We start from the raw sequence: 17,331 nt of genomic DNA, 5'->3' as shown, positions 1-17,331 counted from the left end.
CGGCGTGTTATAGTCGCGCACCGTTTGGACGTCCAAATCACCATGCAGGAACTGCCCTCCTCCGTCGACCACGCCCGCTTCGCGCTCTGCGCCGACGCCATCGCCGAGGCTGCGCGCGAACTCGCCTCGCTCGGCTGGACGCCGGCCACCAGCAGCAACTTCTCCATGCGCGTGAACGGCGAGCTCGCGGCCATCACGATCTCCGGCCGCGACAAGGGACGCCTGGGCCGCGAGGACATCATGCTGGTGGACATGGCCGGCCATGCCGTAGGTACCCGCGCCCGCCCCAGTGCCGAAACCGGGCTGCACACGCAGGTCTATCGCCGCCTGCCGCACGCACAAGTGGTGTTGCACACCCACTCGCGCACACAGAGCGTGGCCTCGCGCCTGTTCGCGCGCGACGGCGCGGTACGACTGGAAGGCTGGGAGCTGCAGAAGGCGATCACCGGCTACACCACGCACGAGAGCGTGCTGGAGATCCCGGTGTTCCCCAACACCCAGCACATGCCCGAGCTGGTCGAGCGCATCGACGCCTGGCTGGATGCCGGCAAACCGCTGCATGCCTACCTGATCGACGGCCACGGGATCTACACCTGGGGCGCCGACATGGCCGAGGCACGGCGCCATCTCGAAGCACTCGAGTTCCTGCTCGGCTGCGAACTCGACCTGAGGAGGTTGTCCGCATGAGCCGCCTGCGCATTTACGACGATGTCCAACCGTCCACGCCGGTTTCCGTCCACACCGACCCGGCCGCGATTGCCCGCGAGCTCGGCCAGGTCGGCGTACGCTTCGAGCAATGGGAAACCAATGCTCCGATCGCCCCCGGCGCCAGCGAGGACGAAGTGATCGCCGCCTACCGCGCGGACATCGACCGGTTGATGCGTGAGGAGGGTTACCGGTCGGTCGACGTCATCAGTCTGGCGCCGGACCACCCGGATCGCGCCACGCTCCGGAAGAAGTTTCTCAGCGAGCACACGCACAGCGAGGACGAGGTGCGCTTCTTCGTCGCCGGCAGCGGCCAGTTCACCCTGCACATCGGCGGCAAGGTCTACGACGTGCTGTGCGAGGCCGGCGACCTGATCGGCGTGCCCGACGGCACGCCGCACTGGTTCGACATGAGCGAGTCGCCCCGCTTCGTCGCCATCCGCCTGTTCACCAACAAGGAAGGCTGGGTCGCCAACTTCACCGGCACCGACATCGCCGAGCGCTTTCCGCGCATGGACCCCTCCCCGCGCTGAAGTCCCCGCAGCATGGTGGGGCGCCATCGGCAGCCCGCGGGAACGGTGTGCCGGAACCCGCCTCGCGGTGTATCGGGCTATCCTTGTCTTCTCCCCGAACACGTGCCGCCCATGACCACCATCCGCGCCATCGTCACCGACATCGAGGGCACCACCAGCTCGATCGATTTCGTCAGGGACGTGCTGTTCCCCTACGCCCGCAAGCGCCTGCCCGCCTTCGTGGAGACGCACGCCGACCAGCCGGAAGTGCAACACTGGCTGCACGAGGCGGCGAAGGAAGCGGGGATCATCGAGGCCAGCCGACAGGAGATCATCGAGCTGCTGCTGGCCTGGATCGACCAGGACCGCAAATCCACCGCGCTCAAGGCACTGCAGGGCATGATCTGGAAGGAAGGCTACGAGGCCGGCGAATACCGGGCGCACGTCTATCCCGAGGTATCCGCCCGCCTGCACGCCTGGCGCGCCGACGGCCTGCACCTGTACGTCTATTCGTCCGGTTCGGTGCCGGCCCAGAAACTGTTCTTCCGCCACAGCGATGCCGGCGACCTGACGCCACTGTTCGCCGGCTACTTCGATACCGCGACCGGCCCCAAGCGCGAATCGACCTCGTACGCGAAGATCGCCGACGCGATCGGGGAGCGGCCCGAGCACATCCTGTTCCTCTCCGACATCGTCGAGGAACTGGATGCCGCCCGCGCCGCCGGCATGCAGACCGGCTGGCTGCTGCGTGCACCGCAGGTGACGCCTGCCGGGCCACGCCATCCCGCCTATGCGGATTTCGATGCCATCGAGCCCTGACACCACGATGCGCGCCAGCCTGATCGCCCTGCTTGCGTTTGCCGCCGGCGTCCTGGCGATGCTGCTGGTGCAAGGCTGGCTGCCCCACCCGGCCGCGCAGCCGTTACGTACCCAGCCGTCCGCTCGTCCGGCGCCAGCGTTGCTGGACGATGCCGAAGCGACCGCGCTGCCGCCGGACGACTGGCCGGAGCAGGCTCCCACGCCCGAGCAGGTGCTCTACACCCAGCCACCCTTGCTGGATGCCGCACTCGCCAGGCTGCGCCCAAGGATCCCCGGCAAACCGAACCTTTACCTGCTCGCCTTCGCCGGTGACGGCACCGAGGATGTCTTCCACAACGAAGCGGAATATGCCGCGCGCCTGTTCACCCGGCACTTCGGTCCCACCGCGCACGCGCTGGTGCTGGAGAACTCGCCGGACACGCTGACCATCCGACCCCTGGCCACCTGGAGCAACCTTGAAAGCGCGCTCGACGGCCTGGCCAACGTCATGGACCCGCAACAGGACATCCTGTTGCTCTACCTGACCTCCCACGGCAGCGAGGATCACACCTTGCTGGTGGACATGGACCCGCTGCCGCTGGACCAGATCGGGGCGCAGGACCTGGGCGCGATCCTGGGGGCGCGCCCGTTCAAGTGGAAGGTCGTGGTGGTCAACGCCTGCTACTCCGGGGGCTTCATCCCGCCTCTGCAGGGCGACGGCACCTTGGTGCTCACCGCCGCACGCAGCGACCGGAGCTCGTTCGGCTGCGGCAACGACTCGGCGGCGACCTATTTCGGCCGCGCGTGGTTGATCGACGCACTGAACCGCACGCCGGATTTCATTGCCGCGTTCGCCCAGGCCAAGGATGAAATCGCGAAGTGGGAGCACCAGGAGCGGCTGCTTCCGTCCGAACCGCAGATGGCGGTCGGCAAAGGCATCGCCGCGCAGTTGGCGCGGTGGCGCCGGGGTCTTATGCCAGGGCCGACCGTGCCGTTCCAGCCGGCGACGCAGCCGCAGGTCTCGATGGCTGCCCGTCCCTGAGCCGCACCAGGGGAAGCGCACCGTGTGCGCAACCGTCGACGGCGGACCGCCTGGCACCCCCGGACCATGGCGGTCGCGCACGAGTGCGCTCCTGCAGAGGCGTCCCGATCAGTCCCCCGACCGCTGCGCGTGCCGCTCGGCAAGCACCCCGGCAACGTCCGAAAGCCCCAGTCCGCGCGCGCGCAGGGCAACCGTGAGGTGGAACACCAGGTCGGCCGCTTCGCCGAGCAGTTCCACATCGCCCTGGGCCACGGCGGCAAGCGCCGTTTCCACGCCTTCCTCGCCCACTTTCTGGGCGATTCGGCGGATGCCGCCCTCGAACAGCTTCGTGGTGTAACTGCCGGCCGGTCGCTCGGCGGCACGCCGGGCGACCAGCGCATCGAGCTCGGCAAGAAAACCCAGTGGCGGCTGCGCCCCGACGAAGCAGCTGGCCGTGCCGCGGTGGCAGGTCGGTCCTGCCGGCGCGGCGAGCACCAGCACCGCATCCGCATCGCAGTCGACGTGCAGGCTCTTGAGCCGCAGCACGTTTCCCGAGCTTTCGCCCTTGGTCCACAGGCGTCCCTTGCTGCGGCTGTGGAACGTAACCAGTCCGGTTTCGCACGTGGCCGCGAGCGCCTCGGCATCCATATAGCCCAGCATCAGCACCGCGCCCGTAAGCCAGTGCTGCACGATCGCCGGTACCAGGCCACCGCCCTTGGCGAAGTCGAGCTTCTCAACCATCACAGGTCTCCGGTTCGGCGGCGATACGTATCGCCACACCCTGCGTCGCCAGCCAACGCTTCAACCTGCCGACATCGATCGCGCCGGAATGGAACACGCTGGCTGCGAGCGCACCGTCCACGTCGGCGCGGGCGAACACCTCGCTGAAATGCTCTTTCGCACCCGCGCCACCCGACGCGATCAGTGGCACCTCGCACACCGCACGCGCCTCGGCGAGTTGCGCCACGTCGTAACCCTGGCGCACGCCGTCGCTACCCATGCAATTGAGCACGATCTCGCCCGCGCCCAGGCGCTGGGCCTCCACGATCCAGTCCAGCGTGCGCCGCGGCAGCACCTGCGTGCGCGACGGATCGCCGGTGTACTGGCGCACCCGCCACTGCCCATCGGCATCGCGGAGCGAATCGATGCCCACCACCACGCACTGCACGCCGAACGCCTCGGCCAGTTCGGCGATCAGCGCTGGCCGCTCCAGCGCCGGGGAATTGATCGACACCTTGTCGGCGCCGGCGTGCAGCACCGCGCGCGCCTCCTCGACGCTGCGGATGCCGCCTGCCACGCAGAAAGGAATGTCGATCTCCCGCGCCACGCGCTCGACCCAGGCGCGGTCCACCGAGCGAGCCTCCGGGCTGGCGGTGATGTCGTAGAAGACCAGTTCGTCCGCGCCGGCGTCGCGATAGCGCAGCGCCAGTTCGACGATGCCGCCGACCACCGCGTGGTCGCGAAAGCGCACGCCCTTGACCACCTGCCCGTCGCGCACGTCCAGGCAGGGAATGATGCGACGGCTCAGCACGGGCGATGCTCCCCGGCCATACCGGCATGTCCGCGGGCGAGCACCGCGCGGCACCCGGCAAACAGAGTCCCGTTCATGCCGCCATCGCCTCCCCCAGCCCGAAACGGCCTTCGAGCACCCCGCGCCCGAGGATCACGCCGCGCGCGCCGGCCATCCGCGCGGCACGGATGTCCTCCACCGAGCGCACGCCGCCGGACGCCTGCACGGCAAGCTCGGGTGCGATCGCCGCCAGGTGGCGATAGAGCGCCAGGTTGAGTCCGGCCAGCATGCCGTCGCGGTCGATGTCGGTGCACAGCAGATGCCGCGCGCCGTGGGCCGCATACCAGGGCGCCAGTTCGTCCAGCGTGCGGGTTTCGGCCCGGGTCCAGCCGGCGCTCGGCAGCGTCCAGCGGTCGTTCGACCAGCGCGTGTCCAGGGCGATGGTGAAGCGCTCGGCACCGTGCCGCTGCAGCCAGCCGGCCACCCGCTCCGGGTCGCGGATCGCTACGCTTCCCACCACCACCCGCTCGACCCCTGCATCGAGCAGGCGATGCACGTCGGCCACCCCGCGCACGCCGCCGCCGGCCTGGATCCGCAGGCCGGTGCGTGCAATCGCTTCGATGACCGGGAGATTGGCGAAATCGCCCGACTTCGCCCCGTCGAGGTCCACGACATGCAGCCAATCCGCACCGGCGGCCACGTAGCTGGCGGCCAGCGCGACGGGATCGTCGTGGTAGGTGGTCTGGCGGTCATAGTCGCCCTGCGCAAGGCGCACGACGCGACCGTCGCGAAGATCGATGGCGGGAATGATTTGAGCTTTCATAGTGCGAGGAAGTTGCGCAGCAGGCGGGCGCCCACTGCAGAGGAGCGTTCCGGGTGGAACTGCATGCCGAAGAAATTGCCGCGTGCGACCACCGCGGAGAACGCCGCCCCGTGTTCGGTGGATGCGAGCGTGTAGTCGCCCGGCGGCACTGCATAGCTGTGCACGAAATACGCCTGCGCATCACTCGCCAGGCCCTCGAGCAGGGGATGAGCGCCGCACGCATGCAGCCGGTTCCAGCCCATGTGCGGAACGCGTATGCCCGGTGCGGGCTGCAGCCGTCGCACCACCGCGGGGATGAGCCCGAGGCAATCCACCTCGCCCTCTTCCGAGCGCGCACACAGCAGTTGCATTCCCAGGCATACGCCGAGCACCGGCTGGGTGAGGCCGCGCAGCACGTCGACCAGCCCCAGCGCACGCAGGCGCGCCATGGCCGGACCGGCGGCACCGACACCGGGAAGAATCACTTTTCCAGCGGCGCGGATGACCGCCGGATCGGCGGTCAAAGGCGCCTCCAGGCCCAATCGCTGCAGGGCGTAACGCACCGATCCGATGTTGGTTCCACCGGCGTCAACCAGAACGACGGTCGGCTTGGCGGCGTCCTCAGGTAGCTCCGTCAGCGCTCGGGTGGATGCGGCGATCGCCGTGTTCACAGCGCCCCCTTGGTACTTGGCAGCTCGCTGCCCTCGCGGCGCACGGCCTGGCGCAGCGCACGGGCGACGACCTTGAAGCAGGCCTCGACCATGTGATGCGCGTTGTCGCCCCGCACCGACAGGTGCAGGTTGGCACCCAGCGTCTCGCACAGCGAGCGGAAGAAATGCGGCACCAGCTCCGTGGGCAGGTCGCCCACCCGCTCGCGCGGGAAGCGACCGTCGAACTCGAAGCAGGGCCGCCCGGAAAGATCGAGCGCCGCACTGGCGAGCGCCTCGTCCATCGGCAGGGTGAAACCGTAGCGGCCGATGCCGCGTTTGTCGCCCAGTGCCTGGCGCAAGGCCTGGCCCAGCGCCAACGCACAATCCTCCACCGTGTGGTGCTCGTCCACCTGCGTATCGCCCGCGCAGGCGAGCGTGAGCGCGAAGCCGCCGTGCTTGCCGATCTGTTCGAGCATGTGGTCGAAGAAGCCAAGCCCGGTACGCACCTGTGGCTCGGCCGTGCGATCCAGGTCCACGCCCACCTCGATGGACGTCTCGCGCGTACGTCGGGCCACCGCCCCGACGCGCGGGGCGTCCAGCAGCCGATGCACGATCTCCTCCCAGCCGGCACCGGACGGCCCCACCCGCAGGCCACGCACGCCCAGGTTGGCGGCCAGTTGCATGTCGCTTTCGCGGTCGCCGATCACCGCGGAGGCGACGCGGCTCCAGCCGTCGTCGGCGAGGTAATGGTGCAGCAGGCCGGTCCCCGGCTTGCGCGTGGCCAGCCCCTCGTGCGGGAAGCTGCGATCCACCAGCACCTCGCGGAACACGATGCCCTGCGAACCCAGGATGCGCAGCAACAGCTCCTGCGGCCCGCGGAACGCCTCCTCGGGAAAGCTCGCGGTACCCAGCCCGTCCTGGTTGGTCACCATCACCAACTCGTAGCCCGCGGCGACGCAGCGCTGCAGCGCGCCGATCACTCCCGGCACCAGGTCGAGCTTGGCATAGCTGTCGATCTGCTCATCCGGCGGCTCGACGATCAGGCAGCCGTCGCGATCGACAAAAAGCAGTTTCCGGCTCATGCGTCGTCCCTGTAGGAGCGCACCCTGTGCGCGACCACCATGCCGCACCCGACGGGACGCTGCGCCGAGGGTTCCTTGCAACGAGCGACACTCACGCCTCACCCCCGAGCACGGCCAGCACGCGGCTGTTTTCTTCCGGCGTTCCGACCGTGATGCGCAAGGCATCTCCCAACCCCGGGTAACGCCGCACGTCACGCACCACGATGCCCGCCTCGAACAGCCGGCGATACGCCGCCACCGCATCCTCGAAACGCACGGCAACGAAATTCGCCTGCGAGGGAAGCACCGCACGCACGCCCGGCATCGCCCCGAGGGCCGCTGTCATCCGCACACGTTCGGCGCGTACCACGCCGATGCGTTCGCGCGCCGACGCCTGCCCTGCCGGCGACAGGGCGTCGAGGGCCGCCGCCACGCAGGGACGCGGCAGCGGATAGGGCGGCAGGATGCGCCGCAGCAGGGCCACCACTTCCGAGTGCGCCAGCAGGCAACCGATGCGTGCCCCGGCCAGCGCCCACGCCTTGGACAACGTGCGCAACACGGCCAGGTGCTCGTAGCGGTCAAGCAACGTAGCTGCACTGGCGCCGTCGGCGAATTCCACGTAAGCCTCGTCCACCACCAGCAGCGCGCGCCCGGTCAGTCGTCCCGCCAGGTTGTCGATCGCTTCCAGCGACACCGCTGCCCCGGTCGGATTGTTCGGCGCACAGACGAACACCAGCTTGACCGCCGGCGTCACCGCCGCGAGCAATGCCTCGACGTCCAGGGCAAAGCCCGCCGACAGCGGCACCTCGACCACCGCGGCGTTCTGCACCCGCGCGCACACCGCATACATGCCGAAGGTTGGCGGCTGCACCAGGATCGCGTCCTCGCCGGCGCGGCAGAACGCGCGCACCAGCAGGTCGATCGCCTCGTCGCTGCCCCGCCCGACCAGCACCTGGCCGGTACGCACGCCATACAGCGTCGCCAGCTGGTCCACCAGCCCCGCCGGCTGCGGGTCCGGGTAGCGGTGGCATTCCATCCCGGCGTCGCCGAATGGCGCCCAGGCCGACTCATTGGCATTGAGAAGCAACGCGCCGCCGGTCGCCTCCATGCGTGCGGAGGAATACGGCACCAGCGCGCGGATCTCCGCGCGCGCAAGATCGAGCACGCTCATGCGACCGAGGCCTCCGCGTCGAGCGCCGCCAGCCGCAGCGTCACCGCGCGGCGGTGCGCCTCCAGTTGCTCGGCGGCGGCCAGGGTAGCCGTGCACGGCCCGATCGCACGAAGCCCTTCGGGGCTCAGCTCCTGCACGCTGATCCGCTTCTGGAAACTGGCCACCGACACGCCGCTGTGGCTGCGCGCGTAACCGTAGGTCGGCAGCACGTGGTTGCTGCCGCTGGCGTAGTCACCCACCGATTCGGGGGTCCACGCGCCGAGGAAAACCGAGCCGGCACTCTCCACCCGCGCGAGCCAGTGGCGCGGCTCGACCACCTGCAGAATCAGGTGCTCCGGCGCGTAGCGGTTGCTGACCTCCAGTGCCTGCTCCAGCGAGTCGACCTCGATCAGCCGGCTGTGCGCCAGCGCCTCGCGCGCGATGCCCGAGCGTGGCAGCGCGGCACACTGGCGTTCGACCTCCGCCGCCACGGCATCCAGCAACGCGCCCGACGGGCTCACCAGCAGCACCTGCGAATCGGGGCCATGCTCGGCCTGCGACAGCAGGTCCGCCGCCACGAATGTGGGATCCGCCTGCGCATCGGCCACGACCAGCACCTCGGAGGGGCCGGCCGGCATGTCGATCGCCGCGCCTTGCGGATCGATCGACACCTGCACCTTCGCTTCGGTGACCCAGGCATTGCCTGGACCGAACAGCTTGTCGCAACGGGGCAAGCTCGCCGTGCCGTACGCCATCGCGGCAATCGCCTGTGCGCCACCGAGCTTGAACACCCGATGCACGCCGACCACGCGCGCCGCGTACAGCACGGCCGGATCGCAACGACCATCCGGCCGTGCGGGGGAGCACAACACCACCTCGCGGCAACCGGCGATACGCGCCGGCACCCCCAGCATCAGCGCCGTGGACGGCAACGGCGCGCTGCCCGCGGGCACGTACAAGCCGGCCCGCCCGATCGGGCGCAGCACCCCCTCGACGCGCACGCCGGGCGCGGTCTCCACGGAGACCGCCTGCGGCGCGGCGGCGCGATGGAACGCCTCGATGCGTCCTGCCGCTTCGCGGATGGCCTCCTTCAGCGCGGGATCGAGCGCCGCCTCGGCCTCGTCGAACTCGGCCGGCGCGACGTCGAGCCGCTCCAGCGCGCACCGGTCGTAAGACGCAGTGAAGCGCAGCAGCGCCTCGTCGCCATGACGGCGCACCTCGGCGACGATCCGGCGGACCGCATCGGGCAAGCCGGCCGCATGCGCCTGCACCGGCCGCGCCAGCGCCGCCTCGCGGTCGGATTCATCCAGCACGTTCCAGACCAGCCGCCTCATGCCAGCATCCTCTCCACCGGCAGCACGAACATCTCGCGCGCCCCGGCCTTCTTGATCTCTTCGAGCTGGCGCCAGCTCACCTCGCCGGCGCACAGTGCCTGCAACATCACCTGGTCCGGCTGTCCCGCCAGCGCCAGCAGGGTCGGCTGCGGGCCGCCCGGCAACAGGCGGGTGATCGCTTCCAGCGAACCGCGCGCGGCCTGCAACAGCAACAGCCGCGACTCGCGCACCTGGATCACGCCATCGATCCGCTTGAGCAGCAGTTCGACCAGGTCGCCACGCTCGTCCGCCGGCAGCACCTTCGGGCCGACCAGCAGTGCTTCGCTGTCCAGCACCACCTCGACCTCGCGCAACTGGTTCGCCACCAGCGTGCCGCCGCTCTGCACCAGGTCGCAGATCGCCTCGGCCGTGCCCAGCCGCGGCGCGATCTCCACCGAACCGGCCAGCGTCACCACGCCGGCCTCGATCCCCTGCGCGCGCAGCCAGCGACCGAGCAGCCCCGGGTAGGACGTGGCGATGCGGCGCCCGGCAAGATCGGCTGCTCCGGAATAGTCCATCTCCTGCGGTACCGCCAGCGACAGCCGGCAGCGCCCGAAGCCGAGCCCGCGCCACTCCGCCAGCGCTACCTCGTCCTCGCGTCCGGCGGTGAGCTCGTACTCGTTGAGCACGTTGCGCCCGACGATCCCCAGGTCGCACACGCCCTGCGCGATCAGCCCGGGAATGTCGTCGTCGCGCACCAGCAACAGGTCCACCGGCTCGCCCTCGCCGAAGCAGAACAGCTTGTCGCGGCTCTGCCGGAAGGTGAACCCGCAGCGCGTGAGCAGATCCTGCGCCGGCTCGGTGAGCCGCCCGGACTTCTGCATCGCGATGCGCAGTCGGTCGCGCGGCCTCATGCCGGCACCCTGGCGGTCCTGCGCTTGCGTGCCGCGCGCGCCGCCGCGGCCAGATAGCCGCCATTACCCTGGTTGAGGTAGCGCGCCACCCGCCCGATGGTGGTGATGCTCACCCCCGTGCGCTCGTGGATCTCCCGGTAAGGCAGCCCCTCCTGCAGGTACGGCACCACCCGCCAGCGATCCACCATCGCCTCCAGCTCCGCCGGCGTGCACAGGTCATGCAGGAACGCCTGCATCTCGTCCACGTCGCGCAGCGCCAGCAGCGCCTCGCACAGGCTGCGCTCCACCGACTCGTTCGGGGTCTCGGGGTCGATCGCTCGCTTCTTCATAATGTGCTAACGCGCTAGTACACGAGGCGGGCACTATAGAGGACAGCCGCCCACAGGGCAACCGGTTATCGACCCCGACACCCGCCCATCCTGTCCCTCGTAGGACTTCACCCACGTCCAGGAGGCCCGGCGGATGACGTCACAAGCCGATACATCGAGCTTGCCGCTCACATCGCCCGCGGCTGTAATGAGCCCCGCGTTCAAATGATGTGAACGCTGCTGCCAACAGGTCGTTCGCCTTGCACCCGCAGGACCTGCTTGACGACGGAAACAGACAGGGAGGGTCCGAATGGAATCGCCATCTCGTGCCGCACGAGGGTTGCGCCCTTCTGCGCTCCATGCACGGCTGCCGCCAAGCCCCCGCGAACGTCACAGCAGGGCCCGTACGGGCCAGCTGCCTGCTCGACGCGCGGGCCTGATCTGCCAGGCACCGGACAGTTGCCGCATGCAGCGCCCCCGCGGGCGAGCATGCAACCCGTCCCAAGACACGCGGCGGAAGCCGCCACGAACTGCGAGCACCACGTGAACAAGGCTTCTCTGAAGCGGATCGGCACAACGATGCTATTGCCGACCCTCCTGCTGGTCGGTTGCGGAACGCCAGCGGCCAGGGATTTCGGGGGTCGCTGGCATCCGGTCAATCGCTTCCGGACTTCCACCACTGAAATCCCGCTCAACCGCCCCTACACCTACTACGCCGCGCCCATGGACGAGACGCTGCGAAACATGCTCGTCCGCTGGACCAGTGACACGGGCATGATGCTGGTCTACCGCATTCCCTCCGACTACACCCTGTTCGCACCCGTCACCAAGGTCCGGACCGCGGACGTTCGGCAGGCGGCCAGAGAACTCAGCGCGATCTACGCGACCCAGGGGGTCTCGGTAACCGTGGCGGATGGGCGTCTTCAGGTCGACCGGTCGAGGACACTCGGTTCCGGCATCACGCCCGCCAGGGCACGGCCAGACGCCGATGCGTCTGGCGTGAAGTCCGCTCCAGCCGACACCACCGACGGAGTGCGCTGATGGTTGCCAGGAAAACCGGTTCCCGAAAGGTGGAGGACGCCGTCGCCCGGGCGGTCAACTACGAGCTCTCGATCGTCGACATCGCACGTCGCAGCGAGCGCCGCGCCTGGTGGGTGGCATTCTGCGCGATCGGCATGTCGCTGGTTCTCGCCGGCGGCTACATCTACATGCTGCCCCTCAAGCAGAAAGTCCCCTACCTGGTGATGGCCGATGCGTACACCGGCACCAGCACCGTGGCGCGCCTGACCGAAGACCTAACCCATCGGCGGATCAGCACAAGCGAGGCGATCAACCGCAGCAACGTGGCCCATTTCGTGATGGCACGTGAATCCTACGATCTCGCATTGCTCAAACTGGGCGATTGGACCACCGTGCAAACCATGGCCTCCCCGCGTGTCAAGGCCGATTACACGCGGCTCTACTCGCCAATGAATCCCGACAGTCCCTACAAGATCTACGGGAAAGACAAGGCGATCCGCGTCAGGTTGCTCAGCATCGTGCTGATCGGAGGAGGTACGGGACGCACGCCCACCGGCGCCACGGTGCGATTCCAGCGGAGCCTCTACGACAAGCAGAGCGGCGTCACCCAGCCGCTGGACAGCAAGATCGCCACGATGGAGTTCACCTATAAGGCGAACCTCGAGATGGACGACCGCAACCGGATCGAGAACCCGCTGGGCTTCTGGGTGACCGGTTACCGCGTCGACAACGATTACGCGACGTCGGCGCCCGCCGAGATCCCGGGCGCCAGCGTGCAGGCCGTAAAGCCTGCCGTCGATCCGGCCACCGTACCGCCCTCGGACGAACGGAATGTCGCACCGCAGGTCGAGGCGACCGCACGCCTACCTTCCAACGGAGCGGCGCGATGAGCCCGTACCGCATTCCATTCGTGGCGGTCACGCTCTGCCTGGCGATCGCAAGCATCCCGACGCAGGCCCGGTCCCAGGCCGTGCAGCAGTACACATACCAGCCCGACCACATCTATCCCGTGCGCACCGGCCTGGGGATCACCACGCAGATCGAGCTCAGCCCCAACGAACAGGTTCTCGACTACAGCACCGGTTTCAGCAGTGGCTGGGAGCTCACCCGCCGCGACAACGTGTTCTACCTCAAGCCCAAGAACGTCGACGTCGACACCAACTTGATGGTGCGCACGGCCGCGCACTCCTACATCTTTGAACTGAAAGTCGTTGCAACCGACTGGAAGGCACTGGACGAGGCCAAGCGCGAGGGCGTGCAGTACAAGATCACCTTCGCCTATCCGGCCGAAACGAGCTTCTCGGGGGAAAAGAAGAAGGCTGCCGAAGCACCGCCACTGGATACCCGCCTGGTTCCCGGGCGCAGTTACAACTTCGACTACGACTACGCCACGCGCAGCAAGGGCGCACCTTGGCTGGTGCCGGCGCACGTCTATGACGATGGGCGCTTCACGTACATCAGGATGAGCGATCTCAAGCGCTTTCCCACCGGGGATTTCCCGGCCGTATTCATGCGCGAAGCGGAAGATGGCGAGGATTCTCTCGTCAACACGACCGTCCAGGGCAACACCATCGTCGTACACGGAACGTACCCCTACCTCGTCATCCGCCATGGCGACAACGTCGTCGGTCTGCGAAGGAACGCCCGCAAGTGAGTACGCACATCCCCTCCGCTGCCGACACGGAAGCCGGTCATGGCGAAGCGTTGGCGCACAACCCCTACTCCACGCACTACCAGCAGTCCGCAGCACCGGACCTGGATGCGGGCGCGCCATTGCTGAAGTCGAACGAGCTGCGCCGCATGAACCGGCGCGCGCTGTTGATGCTCGGTACGGCCGTCGCACTGCTGCTGTTTGTCTCGTACTGGATGATCAGCAGTGCCACCTCGCGCCGTGAGCCGAGCAAGCCAAGAGAGGAAAAGGTCACTGTCGCCGATGCACCACCGGCACTGACCCTGCCTCCGGCCCGGACAGGGCCAGCGCCGATTCCACTTGCCTCGCAACCCGCGTTGCCGCCCCTGCCGCCGCCGGAGGCTGCCAACGCCCCGATGCAAGACCTCATGGGCGGTGCATCCAACGAGCCTACGCTGGTTCAGCGGCGGATCGCCGGCACCTCCGATCCGATGGCCGATCTTCCGCCCGCGCCGGCCACCGCACCATCCCAGGCCCCGGGCGGATCCCTGCTGTCCGGTCCCGTGATCGCCACCAAGGCCAAGCCGTTGGAGCACGCGGACGCGCTCATGCAGCGCGGGACGTATATCCGCTGCGTACTGGAGACGCGGATCGTCACGGACGTCCCCGGGTACACCTCCTGCCTCGTTACCGAACCGGTGTACTCGTTCAATGGACGCACGCTGCTGCTGCCCAAGGGATCCAAGGTGCTCGGCGCGTACGCCAGCGGTCCCAAGGGCCGCCGCGTCGCCGTCGTGTGGGACCGCATCATCACGCCTACCGGCGTGGACGTGGACATGAGCAGCAAGCCGAACCCGGGCATCGACAACCTTGGCGGCGCAGGCTTACCCGGTCATTACGACGCCCACTGGGGCAGCCGCATCAGCGCCGCACTGCTGATCAGCATGCTCAGTGATGCATTCAAGTACGAGGCGGCCAAACACGGGCCCACGACCACGTCCATCGCCGCCGGCGGCATCGCGATACAGGAGCCTTTCGAGAGCAACACCGCGCGCACCGTACAGAATCTCGCCGACATGGCCGTGCGCGAGGCCGCCAACCGCCCGCCCACGGTAACCATCAACCAGGGGACGGTGATCTACGTGTATGTCGCGCGCGACGTCGACTTCAGCGGCGTCGTCGCACGCCTTTGAAAGCCATGGAAGACACCCTCGCTCCCGTGTCGCGCGAATTCCTCGATTACCAGTACGAGGTACTGGGCGTCCGCGAGTTCATGAACGCCCCGGACGTCACCGAGATCTGCATCAATCGCCCGGGCGAGCTCTACCTTGAACGCCGTTGCGGCTGGCAGCGGATCGAGGTTCCGTCACTGACCTTCGAGCGGGCACGCCAGTTCTGCACGGCCGTGGTCAACGAGAGCAATACCGGCCAGCGCATCACCGACGTCGACCCGGTGGTTTCTCTCACATTTCCTACCGGCCAGCGCGCGCAGTTCGTCATCCCGCCCGCCTGCGAGGCCGGCAGCGTGTCGATCACCATCCGCCTGCCATCGAGGCAGGCCAGGACGCTGGACCAATACCAGGCGGACGGTTTCTTCGACCAGATACTGGAGGACGCTCGTGACCTCACCGACGAAGATCGCGAGCTGCTGGACCTGCGCGCCGAACGCCGCTACGCCGAGTTCTTCAAGGCGGCGGTGCGCGGCAAGAGGAACATCGTGGTCTCCGGCGCCACCGGCAGCGGCAAGACGACGTTCATGAAGTCGCTGGTCCACCACATCCCCGCCGATGAGAGGCTGGTCACCATCGAGGACGCACGGGAGCTCTTCATCAGCCAGCCCAACGTGGTGCACCTGCTCTACTCCAAAGGTGGCCAGAGCGCCAGCAACGTGACAGCCAAGAGCTGCATGGAAACCTGCCTGCGCATGAAGCCCGACCGCATCATCCTGGCGGAGTTGCGCGGCGACGAAGCGTTCTACTTCATCCGCAACTGCGCCTCCGGGCACCCGGGCTCGATCACCAGCTGCCACGCCGGCAGCACCGAACAGACCTGGGACCAGCTGGCGTTGATGGTCAAGGCCTCCGCCGAGGGTGCGGGCCTGGAGTTCGCGACCATCAAGCGGCTACTCAGGCTGACCATCGACATCGTCGTGCACATCAAGGCGCTTGCGGGGCAGCGGCACATCACGGGGATCGACTTCGATCCGCGACGCGGCCTCCCGCAGGAACTGCCGGCGCCGCTGCGCTGACCGACGAGGACACAAGCAATGGTCCCAGCGTTCAACCCCATGTCATGCCCCAAACTGGCCGTCCCCACGGAGGTCATGCAGCACGTCGCCCGGATCGAGTCCGGCGGCAACCGGTTTGCCATCGGCGTCGTCGGCGGCCGGCTCGAACGCCAGCCCCGCAACCTTGGCGAGGCCGTCGCCACCGCGCGCATGCTCGAGTCGAAGGGATACGACTATTCGCTCGGTATCGCACAGGTCAACCGCCGCAACCTGGCGCGCTACGGACTGGATACGTTCGAGAAGGCATTCGATGGCTGCGCCAACGCCACGGCGGGCGCCCGCATCCTGGCCAAATGCTACGGCCGCTCGGGCGGCGACTGGGGCAAGGCCTTCAGCTGCTACTACTCGGGCAACTTCACCACCGGCTATCGGGATGGCTACGTGCAGCGCGTCTTCGCTTCGTTCGGAGCCGGCCTGCCCGACTCCTCCGAGGCGATAACCGTTCGCCCACGGATCACCGAACATCCCGGCGGAGTGCCAACCGTGGGTCCCGCGAGCATTGGCAGCCCGGCCTACCGCGTGTCGATCCGATCGGTTGCCATCGACACAACCACCGGCGCACTGGTATCGCCCATGGGAGAACCCAGGAGCGCCACGGAGAACCACCCGCCCGAAGGAGCGGGGTTCCCGAGGCCGGCCGAGGCCGTCGAGTCTCCCCAATCCGCGTTCGTGCCGCACGTAACAGGTCCGGGTGATGCACCCGACGCCGAGGCCCAACCAACGGCGCCCACCACGGGCCGCCCCGTCGTCTCCGAGCAGGAACAAGCCGATGCAGCGTTCGTCTTCTGACAACCCGTTCTGCCAGAGGCCTGTCCCGAATCCGGCTGCCTGCTGGGCGGCCATCCGCCAACCGCCCATCGTCCGATGGTCGTTGCTGCCCTCCCGTCCACAAGGAAACCTGAAGATGGTCAAGAACCTCCCTGCAAACCCTAGCGCCCGCCACCCGACCCACTGCGGTACCGCCGTGCTCATGGCCCTGGTGACGTGCCTGGCGCTCGCACTGCCGGGTATCGCATTGGGCCAGGACGTGACCGATACCATCGCCACCACCTGCGGTTTTGCCAGCAGCGTCAACAAGATTCTCAACGCCATCTCGATCATCGTGGTGACGATCGCCATTGTCTTTTCCGGCTACCAGATCGCGTTCGCGCACAAGCGTATTTCGGACATCTCGCCGGTACTGATCGGTGCCGTGCTGATCGGTGCGGCCGGACAGATCGCCAAGATGTTTCTGGCAGGAAGCACCAGCGCCTCGGGCGCCACTGCCTGCACCGCCAGCCTGATCAACCACTTACTCAACTTCTATGCGTAAGGATGCACTGTTCCGCGGCTGCACCCGCCCAGCCATGTTCATGGGTGTGCCCTACGTACCGTTCTTCATGGGCGCGGGTGGGTGCATGTTGCTGGCGATGTATTTCAACCTGTTCTTCCTGTTGCTGATCCCGCCGGTGATTTTCGTAATGCGCCAGATGGCCAGGCGCGACGAGATGATCTTCCGGCTTCTGGGCCTCCGCCTGCAGTTCCGTACCCGGGTACGGAACCTCGGGGAGAACGACGGCATGTGGGTGTTCACGCCCAACATCCACCGCGGCCAGTCGAAGGTCGGTTCTTAACGCCACAGCCGCCCCTGGCCTCGCGCCAGGGCGGCCA

The 17,331-nt window shown here is 67.9% G+C and carries 21 protein-coding genes; 12 read left to right on the top strand and 9 right to left on the bottom strand.

Features of this window, described 5'->3' with window-relative positions; all coding sequences use genetic code 11:
• Window positions 1–42 precede the first annotated feature (42 nt).
• The 4 genes from LQ771_RS06095 (at window position 43) to LQ771_RS06080 (ending at window position 3,057) form a co-directional block, all read left to right on the top strand.
• Window positions 43–687 carry a methylthioribulose 1-phosphate dehydratase gene (locus tag LQ771_RS06095; protein WP_231351468.1) on the top strand — a complete coding sequence of 215 codons (645 nt, stop codon included), beginning with the start codon at window positions 43–45 and terminating at the stop codon, window positions 685–687.
• Window positions 684–1,238: a 1,2-dihydroxy-3-keto-5-methylthiopentene dioxygenase gene (locus tag LQ771_RS06090; RefSeq protein WP_231351467.1), complete on the top strand. Its 555-nt coding sequence runs from the start codon at window positions 684–686 to the stop codon at window positions 1,236–1,238. The genes LQ771_RS06095 and LQ771_RS06090 overlap by 4 nt, the downstream gene beginning before the upstream one ends.
• 111 nt (window positions 1,239–1,349) lie before the next feature.
• Window positions 1,350–2,036 carry an acireductone synthase gene (gene mtnC, locus LQ771_RS06085; RefSeq protein ID WP_231351466.1) on the top strand — a complete coding sequence of 229 codons (687 nt, stop codon included), beginning with the start codon at window positions 1,350–1,352 and terminating at the stop codon, window positions 2,034–2,036.
• Complete coding sequence (locus tag LQ771_RS06080; RefSeq protein WP_425491324.1) at window positions 2,020–3,057, top strand: C13 family peptidase; 1,038 nt, start codon at window positions 2,020–2,022, stop codon at window positions 3,055–3,057. The genes mtnC and LQ771_RS06080 overlap by 17 nt, the downstream gene beginning before the upstream one ends.
• A 108-nt stretch (window positions 3,058–3,165) precedes the next feature.
• On the opposite strand, the gene hisIE is transcribed toward LQ771_RS06080, so the two are convergent.
• The 9 genes from hisIE to LQ771_RS06035 all read right to left on the bottom strand — a co-directional run bounded on the left by hisIE (window position 3,166) and on the right by LQ771_RS06035 (window position 10,765).
• Window positions 3,166–3,777, bottom strand: a complete 612-nt coding sequence (gene hisIE, locus LQ771_RS06075) for a bifunctional phosphoribosyl-AMP cyclohydrolase/phosphoribosyl-ATP diphosphatase HisIE (protein ID WP_231351465.1) — start codon at window positions 3,775–3,777, stop codon at window positions 3,166–3,168.
• Entirely contained in the window at window positions 3,770–4,567 is a 798-nt protein-coding gene (gene hisF, locus LQ771_RS06070) for an imidazole glycerol phosphate synthase subunit HisF (RefSeq protein ID WP_231351464.1), read from the bottom strand. The genes hisIE and hisF overlap by 8 nt, the downstream gene beginning before the upstream one ends.
• 73 nt (window positions 4,568–4,640) lie before the next feature.
• A complete protein-coding gene (gene hisA, locus LQ771_RS06065; RefSeq protein ID WP_231351463.1) occupies window positions 4,641–5,369 on the bottom strand; it encodes a 1-(5-phosphoribosyl)-5-[(5-phosphoribosylamino)methylideneamino]imidazole-4-carboxamide isomerase in 729 nt (242 codons plus the stop codon).
• Window positions 5,366–5,986, bottom strand: coding sequence for an imidazole glycerol phosphate synthase subunit HisH (gene hisH / locus LQ771_RS06060; protein ID WP_231351860.1), 621 nt, complete (start codon window positions 5,984–5,986; stop codon window positions 5,366–5,368). The genes hisA and hisH overlap by 4 nt, the downstream gene beginning before the upstream one ends.
• A 29-nt stretch (window positions 5,987–6,015) precedes the next feature.
• On the bottom strand, window positions 6,016–7,080 hold the full coding sequence (gene hisB / locus LQ771_RS06055; protein ID WP_231351462.1) for a bifunctional histidinol-phosphatase/imidazoleglycerol-phosphate dehydratase HisB: 1,065 nt from the start codon (window positions 7,078–7,080) through the stop codon (window positions 6,016–6,018).
• A 91-nt stretch (window positions 7,081–7,171) separates the two neighbouring features.
• Window positions 7,172–8,230 carry a histidinol-phosphate transaminase gene (hisC, locus tag LQ771_RS06050; protein ID WP_231351461.1) on the bottom strand — a complete coding sequence of 353 codons (1,059 nt, stop codon included), beginning with the start codon at window positions 8,228–8,230 and terminating at the stop codon, window positions 7,172–7,174.
• Window positions 8,227–9,543, bottom strand: a complete 1,317-nt coding sequence (hisD, locus tag LQ771_RS06045) for a histidinol dehydrogenase (RefSeq protein ID WP_231351460.1) — start codon at window positions 9,541–9,543, stop codon at window positions 8,227–8,229. Before hisD ends, hisC begins: the two co-directional genes overlap by 4 nt.
• Window positions 9,540–10,436, bottom strand: a complete 897-nt coding sequence (gene hisG, locus LQ771_RS06040; RefSeq protein WP_231351459.1) for an ATP phosphoribosyltransferase — start codon at window positions 10,434–10,436, stop codon at window positions 9,540–9,542. The genes hisD and hisG overlap by 4 nt, the downstream gene beginning before the upstream one ends.
• Window positions 10,433–10,765, bottom strand: a complete 333-nt coding sequence (locus LQ771_RS06035; protein ID WP_231351458.1) for a YerC/YecD family TrpR-related protein — start codon at window positions 10,763–10,765, stop codon at window positions 10,433–10,435. The genes hisG and LQ771_RS06035 overlap by 4 nt, the downstream gene beginning before the upstream one ends.
• 522 nt (window positions 10,766–11,287) lie before the next feature.
• On the opposite strand from LQ771_RS06035, the gene LQ771_RS06030 reads away from it, so the two are divergent.
• The 8 genes from LQ771_RS06030 to LQ771_RS05995 all read left to right on the top strand — a co-directional run bounded on the left by LQ771_RS06030 (window position 11,288) and on the right by LQ771_RS05995 (window position 17,294).
• A complete protein-coding gene (locus tag LQ771_RS06030) occupies window positions 11,288–11,785 on the top strand; it encodes a toxin co-regulated pilus biosynthesis Q family protein (protein WP_231351457.1) in 498 nt (165 codons plus the stop codon).
• Window positions 11,785–12,654 carry a VirB8 family type IV secretion system protein gene (locus LQ771_RS06025; protein ID WP_231351456.1) on the top strand — a complete coding sequence of 290 codons (870 nt, stop codon included), beginning with the start codon at window positions 11,785–11,787 and terminating at the stop codon, window positions 12,652–12,654. The genes LQ771_RS06030 and LQ771_RS06025 overlap by 1 nt, the downstream gene beginning before the upstream one ends.
• Window positions 12,651–13,418 carry a TrbG/VirB9 family P-type conjugative transfer protein gene (locus LQ771_RS06020; protein WP_231351455.1) on the top strand — a complete coding sequence of 256 codons (768 nt, stop codon included), beginning with the start codon at window positions 12,651–12,653 and terminating at the stop codon, window positions 13,416–13,418. The genes LQ771_RS06025 and LQ771_RS06020 overlap by 4 nt, the downstream gene beginning before the upstream one ends.
• Window positions 13,415–14,587 (top strand): TrbI/VirB10 family protein, encoded by a 1,173-nt coding sequence (locus LQ771_RS06015; protein WP_231351454.1) that lies wholly within the window; start codon window positions 13,415–13,417, stop codon window positions 14,585–14,587. The genes LQ771_RS06020 and LQ771_RS06015 overlap by 4 nt, the downstream gene beginning before the upstream one ends.
• A 5-nt stretch (window positions 14,588–14,592) precedes the next feature.
• Window positions 14,593–15,642 (top strand): P-type DNA transfer ATPase VirB11, encoded by a 1,050-nt coding sequence (gene virB11, locus LQ771_RS06010; RefSeq protein ID WP_231351453.1) that lies wholly within the window; start codon window positions 14,593–14,595, stop codon window positions 15,640–15,642.
• Between the two features lie 18 nt (window positions 15,643–15,660).
• Entirely contained in the window at window positions 15,661–16,470 is an 810-nt protein-coding gene (locus LQ771_RS06005) for a lytic transglycosylase domain-containing protein (protein WP_425491323.1), read from the top strand.
• A gap of 115 nt (window positions 16,471–16,585) precedes the next feature.
• A complete protein-coding gene (locus LQ771_RS06000; protein WP_231351452.1) occupies window positions 16,586–16,993 on the top strand; it encodes a TrbC/VirB2 family protein in 408 nt (135 codons plus the stop codon).
• A complete protein-coding gene (locus LQ771_RS05995; RefSeq protein ID WP_231351451.1) occupies window positions 16,986–17,294 on the top strand; it encodes a VirB3 family type IV secretion system protein in 309 nt (102 codons plus the stop codon). The genes LQ771_RS06000 and LQ771_RS05995 overlap by 8 nt, the downstream gene beginning before the upstream one ends.
• The last annotated feature ends 37 nt before the right edge of the window (window positions 17,295–17,331 follow it).

Origin of the sequence: Frateuria soli (assembly GCF_021117385.1) — a bacterium.
Taxonomy (GTDB): Bacteria; Pseudomonadota; Gammaproteobacteria; order Xanthomonadales; family Rhodanobacteraceae; genus Frateuria_A; species Frateuria_A soli.
This window is presented reverse-complemented; position numbering and strand designations above follow the sequence as displayed.